The organism is Neoaquamicrobium sediminum, assembly GCF_013240295.1.
Taxonomy (GTDB): Bacteria; Pseudomonadota; Alphaproteobacteria; order Rhizobiales; family Rhizobiaceae; genus Aerobium; species Aerobium sediminum.
Genome location: NZ_JABETK010000001.1, coordinates 701,326 through 720,874, shown reverse-complemented (window position 1 = coordinate 720,874; position 19,549 = coordinate 701,326). Strand labels below are relative to the sequence as shown.

14 protein-coding genes, 1 tRNA gene and 3 pseudogenes are annotated in these 19,549 nt (G+C 64.9%); 7 read left to right on the top strand and 11 right to left on the bottom strand.

Translation table 11 applies throughout. The features are described 5' to 3' along the window. Window positions 1–5: 5 nt before the first annotated feature. The gene (locus HK436_RS03445) at window positions 6–1,151 is read left to right on the top strand and encodes a site-specific integrase (RefSeq protein ID WP_173186677.1); all 1,146 of its coding nucleotides are present in this window, start codon (window positions 6–8) and stop codon (window positions 1,149–1,151) included. A 199-nt stretch (window positions 1,152–1,350) separates the two neighbouring features. On the opposite strand, the pseudogene HK436_RS03440 reads toward HK436_RS03445, so the two are convergent. Further along, window positions 1,351–2,131, bottom strand: a pseudogene (locus HK436_RS03440) (strawberry notch C-terminal domain-containing protein); the annotation flags it as partial. A 130-nt stretch (window positions 2,132–2,261) separates the two neighbouring features. Between HK436_RS03440 and HK436_RS03435 the strand changes: the two are divergent. Genes HK436_RS03435 through HK436_RS03425 form a run of 3 tightly spaced genes read left to right on the top strand, consistent with a single transcriptional unit; the run spans window position 2,262 to window position 5,846 of the window. Next, the gene (locus HK436_RS03435) at window positions 2,262–3,893 is read left to right on the top strand and encodes a tyrosine-type recombinase/integrase (RefSeq protein WP_446685673.1); all 1,632 of its coding nucleotides are present in this window, start codon (window positions 2,262–2,264) and stop codon (window positions 3,891–3,893) included. Between the two features lie 4 nt (window positions 3,894–3,897). Then, on the top strand, window positions 3,898–4,845 hold the full coding sequence (locus tag HK436_RS03430; RefSeq protein WP_244648756.1) for a tyrosine-type recombinase/integrase: 948 nt from the start codon (window positions 3,898–3,900) through the stop codon (window positions 4,843–4,845). Continuing rightward, window positions 4,842–5,846: a site-specific integrase gene (locus HK436_RS03425; RefSeq protein ID WP_009823939.1), complete on the top strand. Its 1,005-nt coding sequence runs from the start codon at window positions 4,842–4,844 to the stop codon at window positions 5,844–5,846. The genes HK436_RS03430 and HK436_RS03425 overlap by 4 nt, the downstream gene beginning before the upstream one ends. 107 nt (window positions 5,847–5,953) lie before the next feature. Here the strand turns inward: HK436_RS03425 and HK436_RS03420 are convergent. From HK436_RS03420 to HK436_RS03370, 10 genes and pseudogenes are all read right to left on the bottom strand, one after another. Then, a pseudogene (locus HK436_RS03420) lies at window positions 5,954–8,200 on the bottom strand (strawberry notch-like NTP hydrolase domain-containing protein); the annotation flags it as partial. 158 nt (window positions 8,201–8,358) lie between these two features. Beyond that, window positions 8,359–8,772 carry an antirestriction protein gene (locus HK436_RS03415; protein WP_173187353.1) on the bottom strand — a complete coding sequence of 138 codons (414 nt, stop codon included), beginning with the start codon at window positions 8,770–8,772 and terminating at the stop codon, window positions 8,359–8,361. Beyond that, complete coding sequence (locus HK436_RS03410; RefSeq protein WP_173187351.1) at window positions 8,765–9,178, bottom strand: hypothetical protein; 414 nt, start codon at window positions 9,176–9,178, stop codon at window positions 8,765–8,767. The genes HK436_RS03415 and HK436_RS03410 overlap by 8 nt, the downstream gene beginning before the upstream one ends. Before the next feature lie 69 nt (window positions 9,179–9,247). Further along, the gene (locus HK436_RS03405) at window positions 9,248–9,445 is read right to left on the bottom strand and encodes a hypothetical protein (RefSeq protein WP_173187349.1); all 198 of its coding nucleotides are present in this window, start codon (window positions 9,443–9,445) and stop codon (window positions 9,248–9,250) included. Further along, window positions 9,445–11,946, bottom strand: a complete 2,502-nt coding sequence (locus HK436_RS03395; protein ID WP_244648490.1) for a DUF6117 family protein — start codon at window positions 11,944–11,946, stop codon at window positions 9,445–9,447. Before HK436_RS03395 ends, HK436_RS03405 begins: the two co-directional genes overlap by 1 nt. Before the next feature lie 125 nt (window positions 11,947–12,071). Beyond that, the gene (locus tag HK436_RS03390; protein WP_173187345.1) at window positions 12,072–12,413 is read right to left on the bottom strand and encodes a hypothetical protein; all 342 of its coding nucleotides are present in this window, start codon (window positions 12,411–12,413) and stop codon (window positions 12,072–12,074) included. Then, a complete protein-coding gene (locus HK436_RS03385; RefSeq protein ID WP_173187343.1) occupies window positions 12,410–13,372 on the bottom strand; it encodes an ArdC family protein in 963 nt (320 codons plus the stop codon). Before HK436_RS03385 ends, HK436_RS03390 begins: the two co-directional genes overlap by 4 nt. A 342-nt stretch (window positions 13,373–13,714) precedes the next feature. Next, window positions 13,715–13,791, bottom strand: a tRNA-Arg gene (locus HK436_RS03380). A gap of 122 nt (window positions 13,792–13,913) precedes the next feature. Continuing rightward, window positions 13,914–15,400, bottom strand: a pseudogene (locus HK436_RS03375) (sensor histidine kinase). 17 nt (window positions 15,401–15,417) lie between these two features. Continuing rightward, window positions 15,418–16,851: a dihydrolipoyl dehydrogenase family protein gene (locus tag HK436_RS03370; RefSeq protein ID WP_173187341.1), complete on the bottom strand. Its 1,434-nt coding sequence runs from the start codon at window positions 16,849–16,851 to the stop codon at window positions 15,418–15,420. 303 nt (window positions 16,852–17,154) lie between these two features. On the opposite strand from HK436_RS03370, the gene rpmH reads away from it, so the two are divergent. The 3 genes from rpmH to yidC are packed head-to-tail and all read left to right on the top strand — an operon-like array spanning window position 17,155 to window position 19,502. Further along, the gene (rpmH, locus tag HK436_RS03365; protein WP_011579721.1) at window positions 17,155–17,289 is read left to right on the top strand and encodes a 50S ribosomal protein L34; all 135 of its coding nucleotides are present in this window, start codon (window positions 17,155–17,157) and stop codon (window positions 17,287–17,289) included. A gap of 20 nt (window positions 17,290–17,309) precedes the next feature. Continuing rightward, window positions 17,310–17,657: a ribonuclease P protein component gene (gene rnpA / locus HK436_RS03360; RefSeq protein ID WP_173187339.1), complete on the top strand. Its 348-nt coding sequence runs from the start codon at window positions 17,310–17,312 to the stop codon at window positions 17,655–17,657. 9 nt (window positions 17,658–17,666) lie between these two features. Beyond that, the gene (gene yidC, locus HK436_RS03355) at window positions 17,667–19,502 is read left to right on the top strand and encodes a membrane protein insertase YidC (RefSeq protein ID WP_173187337.1); all 1,836 of its coding nucleotides are present in this window, start codon (window positions 17,667–17,669) and stop codon (window positions 19,500–19,502) included. Window positions 19,503–19,549: the final 47 nt, after the last annotated feature.

The following is a 19,549-nucleotide window of genomic DNA, read 5'->3' as shown; positions in this document are numbered from 1 at the left end:
GGGCGTTGGTCGAACCGATCTTCGACTATTTGCGCGCCCAGGCCGTTCAGCGCCATCTGGCGCCGGGAAGTATTGAAGATGAGGCTTATATTCTCTGCGCCTGGTGGGACTTCGTACTCGGGCAACCCGCGACGAGCAGCATAAGCCTCGACTCGATTGTCAGCTGGACAGGAACGGAACTCGAACGTCTGAGGCTCGGAAACCCGGGAGCCAGAACGCGTCGCCGCCTGTCGCGCTGCCTCGACGTAATCTCACGCTTCCATCGTTACCTGCTTCAGGAACACAGCTACTCGCAGGGCCATGAGGAATGGCGCGCGGCAAACTATGTTGCGCGTCTGGATGCCCGTTTATCTGACCCCAGCACAGGCAAGGTGACGTTCGGTTATAGCGCAAAAGCCAAAAACGGTGGCCGCCCGACGCCGTCGGATGATGCGGTCGAACAGGTGCTGGATGTGCTTTCCAGTCCGGATAATCCCTATCTCGCCGCGAGGAACTGGCTGATCGCACGCTGGATGCGAGACGTGGGCTTACGTCGTGCGGGCGTTGCCTCGTTGACGATCGAACGCTTGCGGGCGTCGCTGGTCGCCGAGGGCATTCTCGCGCCCAACGAACATTTTACGCGCGCAGGCACATCATCGAAATCTCGTACGGAGATGCGCGGCGCGGTGGAACGCTTCCGTCAGAGCGGCCGCACATTCGTCACCGCAGAGATCATAGAGAAGGGCGGAAAGACCCGCGAAATCAAGGTGCCGTTTCAACTACTCCACCAGACCCTCGACTTTATATGGTCGGAACGCGCCAAGGTGCAGTCTTCCGGGCCGGTGTTTCACGGATATTTGTGGCTGTCGCTGAAAACCAAAGATGGATTAACCGCCAAGGCAGTCGGAGATATCGTCAAGGATGCCTTCGTCGTGGCTGACGTTCGGGGTAGCGGCCATCGATTGCGTGCCTGCTTTGCGGAGGAAGTCGTCTTCCGGCTGTATGCATTGGCAAAGGGGAGTTCCGACATCCTGTTCGATGACCACCAGATCTTGATCGACGCCGCAGAAGAACTTGGGCATTCCGACTGGCGTAGCTTGCGATACTATCTCAACAGGGCGGCTCGAAACTATGCTGCTCTCAACCGCGCCGTCCGGCCCGCGACAAGTTGAGGATCTCCATAAGGCTCGCTCCCGCAACCCCCTGCACCCCAGAATTTGAAAGGCCATCGGCTGCTGCTGTGTTGGCTCCGGGCTACGCCCTCCGCCAACACAGCAGCAGCCGATCCCGGCCGTAAGTGTCGCGGCCAAGTCTCCCGTAACCGTCGACTCTGCGGCCGTACCGCGCTAAGGATATCCAACGAGGAATACGTCAAAAGCAGGTAGTGGACGCGCAGGCGCGTGTTCCGGGCCGACAGTTCGGCGTGATACGACCTGCCGGTCCCGCCCGCGTCGCTGAACACCAGCACGCGCTTCTGGTCGTCCATGAAGGCGGCGGTCTCGGCCAGGTTGGCCGAGCCGGCTCGCGTCTCGACGACAAGGCGATCATGGCCGCCGTTGCTGGTCCTGCGGACGATGCGCCGCGACCGGCCAGTAACCTCGGCTACGATGTCGGTGCCGAAGCGCTGGACGATCTGGTCGAGCGCGCCGGGGACCGGCGGCAGGCTTGCCAGCTTCTCGATCAGCGCATCGCGGCGGGCGACGGCCTCACGGCTTTCGACCGGCTGGCCGTCGCGCGTGACTGGCCGCGACGACAGCCTCCCCTCCGAGTCTGTGAAGGGCTCATAGAGCTGCACCGGGAAGGAATGGCGAAGGTAGTCGAGGACGTATTCCCTCGGCGTGATGTCGACGCGGACGTCGTTCCATTCCTCCGTGGGAAGCTCGGCCAGCCTGCGCTCCATCAGCGCCTCGCCGGTCGAGACGATCTGCACGACGGCGGCATGGCCCGCCTCCAGATCGCGCTCGATCGAGCGGATCAGGGTGGGCGTCTTCATGCTGGTGAGCAGATGGCCGAAGAAACGCTGCTTGGCGCTCTCGAAGGCGGAGCGCGCGGCCGACTTCGCCTGCTTGTTCAGCGTGCCGGAACCGCCCTCGCTGCCGCCGGTGATGTTGGCGGCCTGCATGGCGGCGTCGAGGTTGTTGTGGATGATGGCTTATCGCGAGGAAGCGGTAATGCGGAGGAGCGCGGCGTAACCGGCGAATTCCCATGATAGTGTGCGCAGTTGCTGCGCATTATATTGGTTGCGAACCTCGGCGGTCCCTGGACCAGCTGAGGAGGCAATCATGTTGAAGTTGCATGACGAGTTGATCACCGAACTCTCGAATTCGCTCACCACACAGAATTACAATCCCGTGGTCGTGGCGAACCACCGTCTCTACGCCCGCGCGTTTCTCGATTATCTGGCCGAGTGCGATATACAGGTCGAGACTGTGACGCCGCAGCAGGTCGATCAGTATTTTGGCTATGCGGTTCAGGATTTTGAGATCCAGTACGGTCGGCCTCCCAGTGCGCGTTGGCACATGTTGCCCCGCACCGCGATCGCCAAGCTCCTCCGGCTTGCTCAAGGCAATTGGCCCCCGGACGCAGAAATGATCGGTCCCGATGACGAGCATCGACATGAAATTTGCCGCGAATACGAGGCATGGCTGCGCGAGGAGCGCGGTTTGGCAAGCGCGTCCATTGCGGCGCTGATGTGGGAGGCGCGAAACTTCCTGCGATGGCAGTTCGACCGGGCCGGTGCCGCCAGCCTCGAAACGTTGAGCATCGTGGACATCGATCTCTACATGGACATGCGCGCGCCTGGTTTACGGCGCAAATCATTGGCCGATGTCGCTGAGCGTCTCCGTTCGGTGGTTCGCCATCTGCATCGGACGGGTCGCATCCCGACCGATCTGACGCCACACATCATCGGCCCCATGCTCTATGCCTACGAAGATGTGCCGTCGACGCTGGAAAGGAGCCAAATCGCCGCGGTTCTGGCGACAACGCAGGAGGACAGATCGCCACGCGGACTACGCGATTATGCGATACTTCAGCTGCTTGCCACGTATGGGCTGCGCGAAGGTGAGATATGCCGCCTTCGGCTCGATGACGTGGACTGGCGCGCAGAATCCCTCCGGATCTGCCACACCAAGACCAACGCGTACTCGTACATGCCGCTAATGGTGACTGTTGGTGAAGCGCTGCTGGATTATCTGCGCCTTGGGCGGCCCCAGGTTGAAGTGCGGGAAATCTTCGTCCGATCCTGCGCACCCTATATCGCAATGACGAACCTGTACGGCATGATCCGCGGTCGGTTGGCCGCCGCAGGCGTAGTGCCAGCAGGAAAGCGGGGGCCGCATGTCTTCCGCCACGCACGTGCGGTCGAAATGCTGCGGGCATCGGTCCCGCAAAGATCATCGGCGACGTGCTCGGGCATCGATCCACCGAATCCACCAATACTTATCTCAAACTGGCAACAGATGATCTCCGAGCCGTGGCACTCGAGGTGCCTGGAATGGAGGTGCTGTCATGAGCGCCTGGCACGATCCCGATCGCACCGTCGTCGACGCCTTCCTGGTAAAATCGCAGTTCCGGCCGGGAAGCGTACCGACATATCGCTGGTTCCTTTGCACCTTCGAAGATGTTGCCCGCCGGCATCCGGCGGTGGACCGGCAGATGCTCGACGCCTGGCTGAAGGAGATGCAAAAACGTTGGCGATTGTCGACGCTGCTCAATCAGGTCTGCATTGTCGACCGCTTCCTCGACCACCTCGTCGAAATCGGGCTGATCGCCGACAACCCTGTTGCTGCACTTCGCCGTCGGTACAACGTCAAGCAAAGCAAGCCGATCTGGCGGGCCTTGGCTTCCCCGAATCCCGACGAATCCTTGGCCGCGTTACGACGGCCTGCGCCCTTCGGCAGCGTGCTGGGTGACTTCATGCAAGACCATGTCATGCTGATGCGCAGCCGGGGATATCAATATGAAGCGCAGGCTCACTGGCTGCTGCGGTTCGATCGGTTCCTTCAGGCCCGTCCCGACCTCGCGGAGCAACCACTTGAGGCAATGATTGCGAGCTGGGCGGCTGCCAAGCCGACCCGCAACCACGCGGCTGAATGCCAGAAGCTGGCGCGCATCCTGACCAAGGCGCGGTTCCGCCTCGATCCGACTATCCCGCCAAAGCGCTTCAATCCCCGGCCAGAGCGGGAAGTAGCGCGGGAGCATCGGCAACCGCATATCTTCAGCCCGGCTGACGTTCGGCGTATGCTCGATACCGCACGGACTTATCCGTCGCCGGACGCTCCGCTGCGGCCGTTGACCCTCTACACCATGATCATGCTGGCCTATTGTGCCGGGCTACGGCGAAGCGAGCTGGCATGGCTCGATCTTGGTGACGTGGACCTGCAATCAAGCACGATCACGATCCGGGAAACGAAGTTCTACAAGACCAGGATCTTGCCTCTATCCGACAGTGTCGCGGTCGAACTGCGCGCGTACATCGATGCGAGGCGGCGCGCTGGCGGCCCACAGAACCCGAAATCAGGGCTGTTCTGGCATGCCCACTTAAATGACCGCTACAGGCCCGAGGCGGTTACGACAATGATTACCAACGTCATGCGCCGTGCTGGGCTCAAGCCCGCTTCGGGCCGGACCGGGCCGCGGGTCCATGACCTTCGTCACTCGATGGTGGTGAACCGCATCCTCCAGTGGTACCGGTCCGGCATTAACCCTCAGGAAAAACTGCACTTCCTCTCGACCTACATGGGGCACCGGGATCTCCACTCCACGCTGGTCTACATCACCGTCACGCAGGATCTGTTGCAGGAAGCCAGTGAACGGTTCCGCGCGCTCGGCGCCCCGTGCCTTGTCACGGAGGCGCGGCCATGAGGAAAGGCAATCCATTGCCCGCGTTGTTGCGGGCGTTCTTCCAGGAGTGGCTGGCCGAGCAGCGCAGCGCGTCAATCCACACGATCCGCTCTTATCGCGACACCTGGCGGCTGCTGCTTCGGTTCGTCGCGGAGCGAAAAGGCTGCGGGGTCGCGCGGCTGACGCTCACCGACGTCTCGGCCGGCGAGGTGCGCGCGTTCCTTCATCATACCGAGCATGGCCGCAAGACCACGATCGGCACGCGGAACTGCCGACTGGCCGCCATCCGCAGCTTCTTCAGCTTCGTGGCGGACAAGAATCCGGAATACATCGCGCAGTGCTCAGAGGTCCTGGCTGTTCCGTTGAAGCGGGAGCCCACCTCCGCGCCGTGCTACCTCGAGCCCGAGGAGGTCGAGGCCATCCTCGCCCAGCCCAACCGATCGACACTCGAAGGGCTGCGCGACCATGTACTGCTCTCGTTCCTCTATAACAGTGGCGCGCGAATCCAAGAGGCGCTTGACCTCTGTCCCGAAGCAATCCGGTTCGATGCACCGAACTTCGTGCGTCTTTACGGCAAGGGGCGCAAGGAACGCATCTGCCCGCTCTGGCCAGAAACCGTGGCATTGCTCAGGAAGCTACTGGAGCGACAGCCGCGTGCGCCCGATGAGCGGATCTTCGTCAATCGATACGGTGAACCGCTAGGGGCGTCAGGGGTGCGGTTCAAGCTCAACGCCTACGTGGAACAAGCCGCGAAATCGACGCTGACCCTCCAGTCAAAACACGTTACGCCTCACAGCTTCCGGCACGCGACCGCCGTCCACCTCGTTGCCGCCGGGGTCGATATCACCGTCATCCGCAGTTGGCTCGGGCACGTCAGTCTCGATACGACCAATCACTATGCTCAGGCCAATCTGGAGACCAAACGAAAGGCGCTGGAACAGGTTGGCGCCCCGGCGGCGAGCAACGTGCCACCTTCGTGGAAGCGAGATGCCAATCTGATGGGATGGCTCGACACCCTATAGAATAATGTGAAGGACGTGGCGAAATGTTCCGCAGCTTTGCAGGACTACGCCGCGTTCCTCCGCATTACCGCTTCCTCGCGATAAGCCATCTTATGGCGAGCTGCGCATAAGATGGCGAAGGCGCCGGCATAGGCGTCGTAGATGCGGGTCTGCTCGGGCATCAGCTCGTGCTCGACCAGCTCGTATTCCACGCCGTCGAAGGAGAGCGAGCGGGCGGTGTAGAGGCCCAGCGCGCGCAGATCGCGGGCCAGCACCTCCATTGCCGCGACGCCGCCGGCCTCGATCGCCTCGACGAACTCGGCCCGCGTCGAGAACGGGAAGTCCTCGCCGCCCCACAGGCCGAGCCGCTGGGCATAGGCGAGATTGTGAACCGTGGTGGCGCCGGTCGCCGAGACATAGACGATGCGGGCGTCGGGAAGCGCATGCTGGAGGCGAAGCCCGGCGCGGCCCTGCTGCGACGGGGCGGCATCGCCGCGCTCGCCCTTGCTCCCGACCGCGTTCTGAAGCGCGTGGCATTCGTCGAAGATGACGACGCCATCCCAGTCGGTGCCGAGCCAGTCCACGATCTGCTGGACGCGGGACGCCTTCTCGCCGCGCTCCTCGGTCCTCAAGGTGGCGTAGGTCGTGAAGAGGATGCCTTCGGGCAGCGTGATCGGCTTGCCCTGCGGGAAGCGCGACTGCGGCGTAATCAGCAGGCGCTCCATGCCGAGCGCCGACCAATCGCGCTGAGCGTCTTCCAGCAGCTTGTCCGACTTCGAGATCCACAGCGCCTTGCGGCGGCCTCGCATCCAGTTGTCGAGGATGATGCTCGCGGATTCGCGGCCCTTGCCGACGCCGGTGCCGTCGCCGATCATGAAGCCGCGCCGGAAGCGGACCGCGCCCGTCGCGTCGTCCGGGGCCGCCTTCACGACGTCGAAGGTCTCATCGACCGTCCACGATCCGGCGAGATAGTCGGAATGGGCCTCGCCGGCATAGATCAGGGTTTCGAGCTGGGCGTCCGAGAGGAGATCGTGGATATTGCCCGGCAGGCGCGGCCGATAGCTCGGCTTCGGCGGCGCGACGGACGCCATCGCCGCCGACTGCACCAGCTTCGTCGGATGAGGCTGAGCGCCGGGGATGCGGATCGACTGGAGCGCGTATTCCTCATAGATGGAATCGGTGATGCCGGCGGCCCCGGCATCCTGGCGGTCGATGGTCTCGTAGCTGAGGTCGACCCCTTCCGGCTCGGCCAGGGGCTTCCTCGGCGCGACCTTCGCGGCGCGGGCGAGATAGCCGCGCACGGTGCGGGGCGCGGGCGTGGCTGCGACCGGAACCGCGACGGCGGGATCGACCGGCAGGCGGGCCGGCACATGCTCGGCAACCCATCCCATCAGCGTCTCCGCGTCCGGGGCGATGCCGGGCGACGCCGGAAATGCGGCCGGATCGTCGGCCGGCTGCTTGTCGATGACGGTGAGCCGCGTCGGGAACGTCGTGCCATGCTTGGCATAGACGGCCCCGTCGACGGCCACCGTGAACACGACGCGGCCGCGTTCCTGCAGACGGGCATAGGCGGAAGCCCATTCGGGCGCGTCGGGTGCGAAGTTCGCGCCGGTGATGGTCACGAGGCGACCGCCGGGAGCGAGCCGCGCCAACGCAGAGGCGACATGGCGGAATGCCGCGTCCGCCATTCGGGTCTCGACATGCGCCATGACGGAGAATGGCGGGTTCATCAGCACCACGGTCGGCGTCACGGCCAGGTCGAGGTGGTCGTCGATCTGGGCCGCGTCGAAGCGCGTGACGGACAGGGCCGGAAAGAGGGAGGAAAGCAGCGAGGCGCGGGTCTCGGCCAGCTCGTTGAGGACGAGCGTGCCCCCGGCGATCTCGGCCAGGATGGCGAGCAGGCCGGTGCCGGCCGAGGGCTCCAGCACGCGGTCGGCCGGCGTGATCGCCGCGGCGGTGGCCGCGACCAGGCCGAGCGGGATCGGCGTCGAGAACTGCTGGAAGGACTGCGCCTCCTCGGAGCGGCGCGTGTGGGTCGGCATCAGCGCCGCGATCTTCGCCAGAAGCGGCAGGCTCGCCGCCGGGGAGCCGCCCTTGCGGAGCAGCGCCTTGCCGAAGCGGCGCAGGAACAGCACCGTGGCTGCCTCGCAGGCTTCGTAGGCGGTCTTCCAGTTCCAGACGCCCGCCGCGTCGGAGCCGCCGAAGGCGGTTTCCATCGCGTGGCGCAGGGCCGGAGCGTCGATGCGCTGGCCGCGTTCCAAATGGGGGAGAAGGAGCTGCGCGGCCGCGAGGATAGCGGCGGCGGTGTCGGGCTCGGAGGCGAGCGGGACCGGCGCGGCCGCGTTCGCGGCCACGGTAGCGGGCATCATGTTCATCGGGGAGCCTCAAAGGAGAGCGGGAACGGGACGAGCCGCGCAGCGCTCTCTCGACCGCACCGGCTCGAACCCGTCCCGGTCTTCCTCTCCCTCTCAGGCCGCAGGCATGGCCGACATGGAGAAAGGCGCCCCGCCGGAAGGCGGGCCGCCTGCAATGTTCAGTCGAGGACTTGGGAAATCTCCGATGCCTCCGGATGGCGGACCGAGTAAACCCGAAGCCGATAGTAGCGCTGCGCCAGCAGCTCGGATTCGTACCGGACGGAAAGATGCGAGAGCGTGAGCAGCGTCGCCAGGATTCCGGCGGCATCCGCCGAGACCTCGCCGCGAAATCCAGTGATCTCGCCTTCGATCCGAAAACGGGGCTTCGAGGTCGGGGCGAGGAAGAGCGGCGTTCCACGGTATTCGTAGAATGCCCAGAAGCCCCCGCCATAGTCCTGCGGGCTGAGCCGCTCCATGAAGCTGTAGACCGTATTCTCCGCGATGATGAGGAGCGGCATGCCGAACAGAGCCGGCAGGAAGCCCTCGCGGCGATTGTCGGGCACCCGCGAGGCGTTATGGACGATCTCAGGCATCGCGCTCGCTCCCCTTGGGATCGCGGGCGGCGGCCATGATGGCTTCGGCCTTGGCGATCGCCGACACCGCACGTCTTCGCCAGAGCGCGAGTTCGGGCGCTGCCGGATCGGCGGCGGTGAATATCTTGAGAAGGCCGAGCAGCACCTCGAAATGCCGGGCCTTCCGGCGCATGGTGTCGCCATATTGCGAGGGAACCGGCAGGCTGCGCGCCGAGTGGGGAGCGCCGGTTCCTTCCCAGATGCCGCTGACGAAGGTTTCGCCGGGGGTGTCGTGGGAAATCTTGCGGATCGACCAATCCTCATCTTCCACCGCCAGCCGGCACGCCTTGTCGACGGTATCGGCCTCGTAGCTGCGAAGACGGTAGACCGGCACGTCATGCGCGGTCTCGATGGTGAAGATGGGCATGGATGCCTCCTGAAACGAAAAAGCCCGGCGCGAGGCCGGGCGGGGTTGGGAGAAAGTTCGGGAGCCGCGTCAGTGGCGGGTTCGCATGAAGGCGCGCTGGATCTCCGCATGGCGTCGAAGCATGGCGCAGTAGAACATCCTGCGGAGCAGCCGCCGGCACGGATCGGCGCGGACTTCGGGCGGCAAATATTTGGCGGCGGCACGGACCACGGCCCGTCCGGTATCGAGCGGGCTGACGCCGAGATCGGGATAATGCGACTGCAACATCACCGGCCTCCGTCATCGCGCGGCAGGAAGCCGGACGGATCGTTTGGGTCCGGCGGAAGATAGGCGTCGTAGGGATTGCCATCGGCCAGATGGCCGAACGGCGTGAAGACGTGCTCGCCGCCGTCGCGGCCGACCGCGCAGATGACGTAGCGCAGGTCGCCGGTCGTGGCGTCCTGGCACTCCATCAGCGCGAGGTTGCCTTCGCCCGCGGCTCTCAGCAGCGTGTTGAAGTTGGTGCGGGCATGGTCGGGAATCGCCATCGTGATCTCCTGAAACGAAAGCGGCCCGGCGCGTGGCCGGGCCGAGAGTGAAGGAAGGAACGGAGCGGCCGAAGCCGCCCCGCGACTATTCGGCGGCGACCAGGTGCTCGGGATCGCCCTCGGTGCCGGCCGCCACTTCGGCCTCGTCATCGGCGAGGAACGCGGGCAGCGCCTCGCCATCGCCCTCCGTGCCGGCGTCAAGCTCCGGCTCGGTGTCGAGCGGCGCAGCGGCTCGGGCAGCCAGCCGGTGTCGGCCAGGAGTCGCTCGGCCTCGTCCGCCATGTCGCCCTTCTTCAGATGGGCGATCAGGTCGGCCGCACGGTCGCCTGCGCCCTCGCGGACGGCTTCGAGGATGCGGGTCTTCGGAACGCGGCCGAGATAGTTTTCGACCGTGGGCCGGAAGCCCGCCTCGATCATGTCGAGGCCGGTGGTGCGGGCAAGCCGGTCAGCCTCCGCCATGCGAAGGTCGAGACCGTGCTGCGAGATGCCGCTGGCGCTGATCGGGTTCGGCCGCTCGTAGAGCGCGTTGACGCCGAAGCTGACGCAATGGGCGAGCAGCGCCAGGCGGCTGGCCTCGTCGAGCGCGGCGAGCCAGTCCCACAGCGCGTCGTCGTCGGACGGAAGGTCCGACTTCCAGCCGTCGTGCCGGTCCTTGACGGACTTCGCATAGGGGCTGTCCTTGAGGTCCGGTCCCTGTTCGCGGAAGTAGATCTCGCGGACGGAGGCCCCGACAGCAGCTCCGGTGGTGGAGCGCCCGAACGTGTCGCGCACCAGCTTGTGCAGCAGCGCCGTGAACGCGACCTGCGGGTTGGCGCCCAGCGCGTCGCGCAGGGCGAGCGTGCGATGCGCGGTCAGCTCTGCCACCAGCCGTTCCGACAGCGGACGGATGACGTCTTCCTCGTCGTCCTCCGTCTCGGACGGCTCACCGCCGATGGTGATGACGGTTCGCATGACGCGCGGCTCCCCGGAGCCGTCGCCATCCGCCTCGGCACCTTCGCTCTCCGGCGCATCGGCGTCGACCGTGGCGGCCGGCTCGTCCCCTGGGCGGACATAGCCGCGATCGACGACGAGATCGCCATCGGAATCGACCGAGATGAAGACGCCGGCGATGGCGATCTCGGCCGGATCGTAGACGGCCGGGCGGCATTCGAAGGCGTCCAGCGCCGCCTCGATCTCCGTGAGCCGCTGGTGCGTCTCGTCGGGCAGCTCGTCGCAGCCGTCATGCTCGGCCATCAAAGCGTCGTACTCGTCGCGCAGCGCCTGGCGCTGCTTGCGCTCCTTGCGCGTGAGTTCGGGCAAGGTGCCGGTGAGCGGGCGAAGGCCCCGTTCATGGCCGAGGGGAAGGTCGAGGCTGACGGTGATCCACTTCCAGCCCTCGGCGGCCACCTCGTCGGCGACGGTCCTGAGCTTTTCGGCCACCAGCCTGTCGAGCAGCGGCACGTCGTCGAGCCAGCCGCTATCCTCCTCGTCGAACAGGTAGCGGGGCAGCACCGGGCCGCCGGCGGCGATGTAAGCGTCGATTCCGACGAACAGGGCGCGCTTGTCGGAGGCCGGAACGCTGGTCTCGGTGAGCATCTGGCGGACATGCCAGGGCTCGCGGTAGTGCGACTGCCTCACGGCATCCCATACCTGCTCCTGGCGAACGTGATCGGGATTCGCGGTGAAGGTCTCCAGCAACGCCAGCGTCATGCCGTTCTCGGCATAGACCTCAAGCAGCTTGGGCGAGACCTCGGTGAGCGCAAGGCGCTGCTCGACATAGCGCTCCGTGGTGAGGTAGGCGGTGGCGACCTCCGCCTTGGACATGCCGCCGTCGACCATGCGCTTGAAGGCGCGGAACAGATCGAGCGGATGCAGGGCGAGCCGGAACGTGTTCTCGGCCAGCGAGTCGTCCACGGCCGACGTCCTGGCATCGGCCTTCTTGACGATGCAGGGGATCAGACCGTCCTCGGGGAAACGCCCCGCCTTGACGAGCCGGGCGATCGACCTGTAGCGGCGGCCGCCCGCAGGCGTCTCGAAATCGCCCGTCTCGTTGCCGTCCGCATCGAGGATGGCGCGGACATTGAGGCCCTGCACAAGATCCTCGCGGCGGTCGATGTCGAAGGTAAGTTCGTCGAGGCCGGCCTCGACGTCGACCTCGCGGACATTGCTGTCCGACAGCCTGATCCGGTTGAACGGAATATCGCGAGCCCGCGAGAAGACGATCATCGGGGCGGTGGACTTCTTCCTGGCAGCTCTTGCCATCGTGGTTTCTCCACGACGGGCGCGGAGAGCCTCTCTCTCCGCTTCCAACCCGTCACGGAAACCCCGGCCCCTCTCTTCCTCTCGGCTGCGCCGGCACAAGCCAGCGCAGCCATCGGCCCGGAAGGTCACAACGCGAACTGCCGGGGCCGCTCGCCGTTGAAGCGGTATTTGCAGCGCAGCGCCTCGATGGCGCCGTTCTGCCGCTCGGCCTTGCGGCGAAGCCGTTCAAGCTCGGCCTGAGCGGCATCGGTCATGCGATCGAGGATGCGCCGGTATTCGGCCTCGTTGGCGCCGGTCCAGCGGCTCATCCGGCGATGATACCAGCGCGACTTCGGGCGCCGCCTGATGGTCTCGGCTTCCGCGCCGTCGCAAAGCCGGCGCTCGACAAGGGCGAGGTTGTGCCGGGTCTGCGCCAGGCTCTCCTCCATGCGGGCGAGCGCCGTGCGCAACTGCGCGTAGGTCATCATGCCGCCCTCCTGTCGATCGAGGAGACGGCATCTGCGTCGGGCTGCTGATCGGCCGGGAGGAAGGAGAGCAGCCAGTCGGCCGCCTTGCTGGCCTGCGACGCGGCGCGGAAGATCGCGCGATTGTCCTCGCGCATCGTGTCGATCCACGCGCCGATATAATCGGCATGCCGCACCGTGGGCGTGATGCCGAGCGCCGCGCAACAAAACGCGCTTGATAGCTCGGCCACGCATTCCTCGATGAAATATTTCTTCGAGCCGAAGGAGCCGCCGAGATCGCGGGCGAGACGCGAGTGATGGCCGCTGGCGTGCGACAGTTCGTGCAGGGCTGTGCGGTGCCAGTTGATCGGCTCGAAGAAGGCGGCCGGCGGCGGCACCACCACATAGTCGAGCGCCGGAACGTAGAACGCCTTGCTGCCGCCGATGCGGAAGTCGATGCCGGTGGCCTTGATGAGCGCCTCGACCGTGGGCTCGATCTGGCCGGGCGGCGGGGGCGGCGCCGTGACGGTGACGTCTTCGGGAAGGTTCTCACATTGCGCCGTGTTGAACACGGTGAAGCGCTTCAGGAACGGGATCGCGTGGGCTTCCTCGCCGGTCTCCTGAGCGCGCTTCTTCTCGTCGTCGGGAATGAAGCGATCGGCGTAGACGACCGTGGTGCCGCGCTCGCCCTTGCGGACATTGCCGCCGAGCGAGAGCGCTTGGCGGAAGGTGAGCCAGCCCTGGCCGGGGAAGCCGCGCTCGACCACGGCGCCCCAGAGCAGGAGGATGTTGATGCCGGAATAGCGGCGGCCTGTGGCGGCGTTCTTCGGCAGGCCGAGGAGCGCGTCGGCCTCGGGCGTGCCCCAGGGCTGCACCCAGGGCACGCGGCCTGCCTCCAGCTCGGCGATGATCTTGTCGGTGATGTCGTCGTAAAGGCTCGTCCGGTCCGAGCCGGCGCGAGCGCTGCGGTCATGTCTTGCCATCGGGATTACTCCGCGACGGGCCTCGGGAGCCTCTCTCCCGATCCCGACCCGTCACGGCAAACCCGGCCTGCCTCTCACTCTAAGGGGGCGTTGCGGGGGTCTCCCCGCAGAAGGGGGTGCGCCGGCAACGAAGTGCCGGCCAGGGGGAAGGCTTTCCCCCAAAGACAACCATCAAAATCGTCCCACCAGCGATCCAAACCCGCGATTCACGCGCAATCGGTGCTGATGCGCCCCGCCGATTCTGGAGAAAAACCCCAGACTAAACCCCAGACTAAAATGGATTTTTATGCTGGGGAGCCATCGCGGCTAAGGGAGATTATAAAGTGATTTCAGAGAGTTAAATGGCGCGCCCGAAAGGATTCGAACCTCTGACCCCCAGATTCGTAGTCTGGTGCTCTATCCAGCTGAGCTACGGGCGCGCAATGGGCCGGGAGACCGGCCAAAACCGCAACGACAGTTGATCGCCGCGTTTCGTGCGGCGTTCCTAGCCACTCATCGCGAGAATTGCAAGCGGCCCGTCGCAAAACTTTCATCGGATTGTTCAGGCCGGCCGTCGCAGCGCATCGCGCGCTGCGTCGAGGTCGACAGGCTGGTCGGGAATGGTGATCGAAAAGACGGTGCGGCCGCCGCGGCTCTCCATCAGTTCAAGTGTGCCGCCATGGGCGCGCACCAGCTCATGGGCGATCGCCAGGCCAAGCCCTGTGCCGCCGCTGCGCGCCGAACCACGAAACGCGGTAAACAGGTGTTCGCGGGCCTTGGGCGGAAGGCCGGGACCGGTATCCTCGACGAGTATCCGGCATATCGTGCCGGTCCGGTCCGCATGAACCGAAAGGCGCCGCACCAGCGTTCCTTCCTGCTCGCCGGACATCGCCTGAATGGCATTGCGCGACAGGTTCGAAAGAACCCGGAAGAGCTGCTCGGAATCGGCGTCGATCTCGAAATCAGGCTCAACCGCGTTGACGAATTCGATTCCGGCGTCCGGATCGATGCCGAGCAGTTCGTTGACTTCATCGACCAATTGCCGCAGCCGCAGCCGCCTGCGGGCCGGCGGCGCTTCCTGCGTGCGGCCATATGAGAGCACGCCGTTGGAATAGGAGACCGCCCGGTCCAGCGCGCGCACCAGCCGCGGAGCGACGCGCTGCGCTGTCGGGTCCATCACCTTCGCCAGTCTGTCCGACATCAGCTGCGCGGCAGCGAGCATGTTGCGCATGTCATGGTTGATCTTGGAAACGGCGAGACCCAGATCGGCCAGATGCTTCTGCTCACCGAGCGTGCGCTGGAGCTGGCTCTGCATGGCGGCGAGTTCTCGCTCGGCAACGCCGATCTCATCCTCGCGGGCGTCCGGCCGGATGATCCGGGCGGGATCGTCCGGAGCCTCGGCGAACTCCAGCATCGAGCGCGTCATGGTGCGGATCGGCCGGATCATGATGCGGTTGATGGCATAAAAGACCAGCATTGCCGTGCTCAGCGACAGGACCAGCGACAGAAGGGCGACGTTGCGCGCATAGATAGAAGCGCGTTGCGAAGCTGGGTATCGCCGATCAGCAGTTCGAACTCGGTGTCGCTTTCGCCCACCGGCCCGAACACGCGCAGAACGCGGTTGCCGCCGAACAGGGCGGTGTAGATCGCCTCCTGCATGGCCATCAGCGGAGGCGTGTTGGCGAGGTCGACATGCACATCCACCTGCGGCGGCATCGCCGTCACCACCAGAAGCTGGGACGCACCCTCGGCACGCACAGCCACTGCCTTGGCGCCGAGCGCGATCAGCACGTCATCCTGCACCTCGCGGGACAGGCTTTCGGGATCGCTCTCCATCAATACGATGCCCACGGCAGCAGCCGTCGCAAGGCGCTCCTCAAGCCAGCGCAGCCGGAAATTCGCGATGGACGGCAGGAAGATCAGCACCTCCGCCAGCAGCACGAACAGGATCGTCAGCAGCAGCAGCTTGGTCGAAAGACCGCGTGACAGCGGCACCTGCTGTCCGGCGCGGCTCTGTTCTGTCTGGTCCGTGTCGCCGTTGAGCGGCAAACCAATCTCCCTGTCGCTTAGCCGGAGCCGCGCAGCATGCTTGTCAGCCGTCCCACGATCGACCGACGGGCTTTGTCTGCAAAATACGCCGAGGCCGCCCGTTTGCCAATTTCCCCGAATGACGGGTAGGCGGGCAGATAGGATGACATGTCGTCTGCGGTAAGGCCTCTGGCCAAGGCCAGCGTCCAGACGCCGATCAGTTCATTGGCCTCGGACCCGACCATTGTCACGCCCAGTATGCGTCCAGGCTCGTCGCAGATGATCTTGACGAAGCCGACGGTGCTGCCTTCGGCCTGTGACCGGTCATTGTCTGCATAGGCGGAGCGCAGGACGCGGATCGACTTGTGCTGGCGGCGTGCCACGGTCTCGGTGAGGCCTACGCTGGCCAATGCTGGCTCCGTCGCGATCACGCGCGGCAGGAGCAGTTCGTTTGCCTGCGCCGTGCCTTTGCCAAGGATGGCATCCAGCACGATTTCGGCCTGGCGGGCGGCCGCATGGATCGACTGTTGTCCTCCCGTCACGTCGCCGATCGCGTAAACCTTGCGGTTCGTCGTGCGCATCCGGTCGGAGACCTTGATGCCGTTCTTGTCGAAGCCGATGCCGGCCTTTTTGAGGTCGAGTTCCTCGGTCGTGGGCCGGGTATCCGGAAGTACGAGAAGCTGCGTGCCGTCGACGATCTCTTCGCCTCCGGTCTCGCTCCAGAGGTAAAGGCGCACGCCGCTTCGGCCTTTTCGCTCGATCCGGGTGGCGGTGGCGCTTTCGCGCATGTCGAGGCCCTCGGCCCGAAGCTCACGCAACAGGATCGATGCTGCCTCCGGATCCTGCAGGGCAAGCGAGACGGGTGTGCCGACGACTGTGACCTGAGATCCGAGCCTGGTGAATGCCTGTGCCAGTTCAAGCGTGGCATGGCCTCCGCCGGTGATCAGCAGGCGGGCAGGGCGCCGCGTCAGGGCGAAGATTGTCTCGACCGTCAGGCAGCCAACCTCGTCGAGGCCGGCGATCGGTGGCATTTCCGGTTGTGCCCCGGTGGCCACGACAAAATGCCGCGCCCTGATTTCGAACGCGCCGGCCTCGACTGTCCGCCGGTCCTTGAAGCGCGCGTGAGCCGAAACGATACGTACGCCCAAGGCGCCAAGCCGCTCGTCGGACATGTCCGGGGCGGTTGCAGCCGCTGCGTTGCGTACATGACGCATCACATGGCGGAAATCGATCTCCGCTTCGCGCCCCGTGACGCCGAAATGCGGGGCGCGCCGTATCGCATGCGAATGAGCCGCGGCCGCACAAAACGCGCGGACGGCTACGCTTGGATGGCCGATATGGGCGTCCTGTGCGCCGGCGCTGCCCACGAGTGCGACTGTTGCACCGGCTGCCGCGGCCCTCGCGGCGATCGCACGGCCGGCTGCTCCCGCGCCGATGACACAGATGTCGGGTTTAAGAATCTGGGTGGCCAAGGGGCTGGACTTGTCCTTTCGCGCATTATTCCGCATGCCCGCCTGATACGGCTGGCGGCATTTCGCGACCCCTGCGCGTTCTTACGATGGAGCGGCAGCTCGCCGCAAGTATCGGCAATGGACTAAGCTGCCGCCGGACGCCGGTGCGCATTATTGACACGATCCCGGCACATCCCTATAAGCCCGCTCACGCTCGGACCCAGGGTCCGGCGCAGCCTTGTGCTGTGCATGAACCGGTCGGGCGGACGCTCCTGCTCATACAGAGACAGATCCAAGAAGGGCCGCACCCGCGGTATTAAACAAATGAAGCGCACCTACCAACCCTCGAAGCTTGTTCGCAAGCGCCGTCACGGTTTCCGTGCACGCATGGCCACCAAGGGCGGCCGTGGCGTGATTGCCGCCCGCCGCAACCGCGGCCGTAAGCGGCTGTCGGCCTGACGTGGCCGCAGGCCGGGCAGTTGTCGAACCGGCCAACCGGCACATCACCCGGGCGCTTGAAGAAGCGCTCGGAATTTCTGGCTGTCCGGCGGGGCGAAAAGCGCCGCGGGCGGCTGTTCTTGCTTGAAGTTCTCGATCGCGCGGACGACGCGCCGCCCCGCTTCGGGCTGACGGTCACGAAGAAAGTCGGGAACGCTGCGGTGAGAAACCGCATCCGAAGACGGCTTAAAGAAGCCACGCGCGTGCATGCCGGTGGTGACATGTCGACCGGCAACGACTATGTGATCGTCGGGCGGCGCGAGGTGCTCGCAGTCCCCTTCGACGATCTCAAGCGAGAACTTTCCCGCAGGATACGCGGCGCGCGGTAAGGGAACCGTATGGAAAACAATCGTAACTTCTTCATCACGATCGCGCTTTCCGTGCTGATTCTGGTGCTTTGGCAGGTGTTCTATATGAACCCGCGCATCGAGGCGCAGCGTGAAGCAGCCCGCATCGAAGCGGAGCAGCAGGAACAGGCGCAACCGTCCGCGACACCGCAGCCGGGCCAGCAAACGGCCGCCGGCAATGCCGACCTGCCGGGCGGCGAGGCGCCTTCGGGCGGTGTGCCGGGCGCCGGCGGTGGAGTGGCAGCGGGGTCCAGCCGCGCCGACGCGCTGGCTGCTTCGGGCCGCGTCGCCATCGATACGCCGCGCATCTCGGGTTCTCTCAGCCTTACCGGTGCGCGTATCGATGATCTGATCCTCAAGGACTACCGCACGACCGTCGAGCGCAACTCGCCCAACATCGAATTGCTCAATCCAGCGTCGATGGCCGACGGCTACTATGCCGAGGTCGGTTATATCGGCAACGAGTCCGTCGGTTCACTGCCGGGCCCTGACACTGTGTGGACGGTCGAGGGGCAGCCGACGCTGACGCCCGACACGCCTGTTACGCTGACCTATACCAACGACCGTGGGCTGACATTCGCGCGCACCATCGCCGTCGATAGCAACTACCTGTTCACGGTCTCCGATACGGTGACGAACGAAAGCGGCGAAGCGATCTCGCTGTCCAACTACGGACGCGTCGCACGCATCGGAACGCCGAAGACCGCAGGGTTCTTCATCCTGCACGAGGGTCTGATCGGTGTCACCGGCGAGGAGGGGCTGCAGGAAATCAAGTACAGCAACCTCGTTGACGACCGCCAGATCGTGCCCGGCAAGTCGCAGGACGGCTGGCTTGGCATCACGGACAAGTACTGGGCCGTGGCAATGGTGCCCTCGGGCGCCCAGCCTTTCCAGCCGCGTTATGCCTATTTCGACGATGGCCGCATCCGTTTCCAGGCTGACTACCTGACCGACCCGCTGGTGGTCCAGCCCGGCCAGTCGCAGACCGTCGAGACACTGGTCTTCGCCGGCGCCAAGGAAACCGGCCTGATCGATGCCTATGAGGAAGACCGCCAGATCAGGCAGTTCGACCTCTTGATCGACTGGGGCTGGTTCTACTTCATTACCAAGCCGATGTTCTACCTGATCGACTGGCTGTTCAGGGTGCTCGGCAACTTCGGCCTCGCCATCCTGGCCACCACCGTCATTGTGAAAGCGATCTTCTTCCCGCTCGCCAACAAGTCATACAAGTCGATGGCGAACATGAAGAAGATGCAGCCGAAGATGCTGGAAATCCGCGAAAAATACGCGGACGACCGGATGAAGCAGCAGCAGGCGATGATGGAGCTCTATAAGACGGAGAAGATCAATCCGATCGCGGGCTGCTGGCCGGTGCTTATCCAGATCCCGGTCTTCTTCGCGCTCTACAAGGTGCTCTACGTCACCATCGAGATGCGGCATGCGCCGTTCTTCGGCTGGATTCGCGATCTGTCGGCGCCCGATCCGACGTCCGTGTTCAACCTGTTCGGCCTGCTGCCTTACGACGTGCCGTCGTTCCTGATGATCGGCGTATGGCCTCTGATCATGGGCGTCACCATGTTCCTGCAGATGCGCATGAACCCGACCCCGCCCGATCCGACCCAGGCGATGATCTTCAACTGGATGCCGGTGGTCTTCACCTTCATGCTGGCGACATTCCCGGCCGGCCTCGTGATCTACTGGGCATGGAACAACACGCTCTCGATCATCCAGCAGGGCGTGATCATGAAACGCCAGGGCGCCAAGATCGAGTTGTGGGACAATCTGATCGGCCTGTTCCGAAAGAAACCGAGTCAACCGGCGGAATAGCCGGCTGCCCAACTACCAACGGCCCGCCTTGCGCGGGCCGTTTTCGT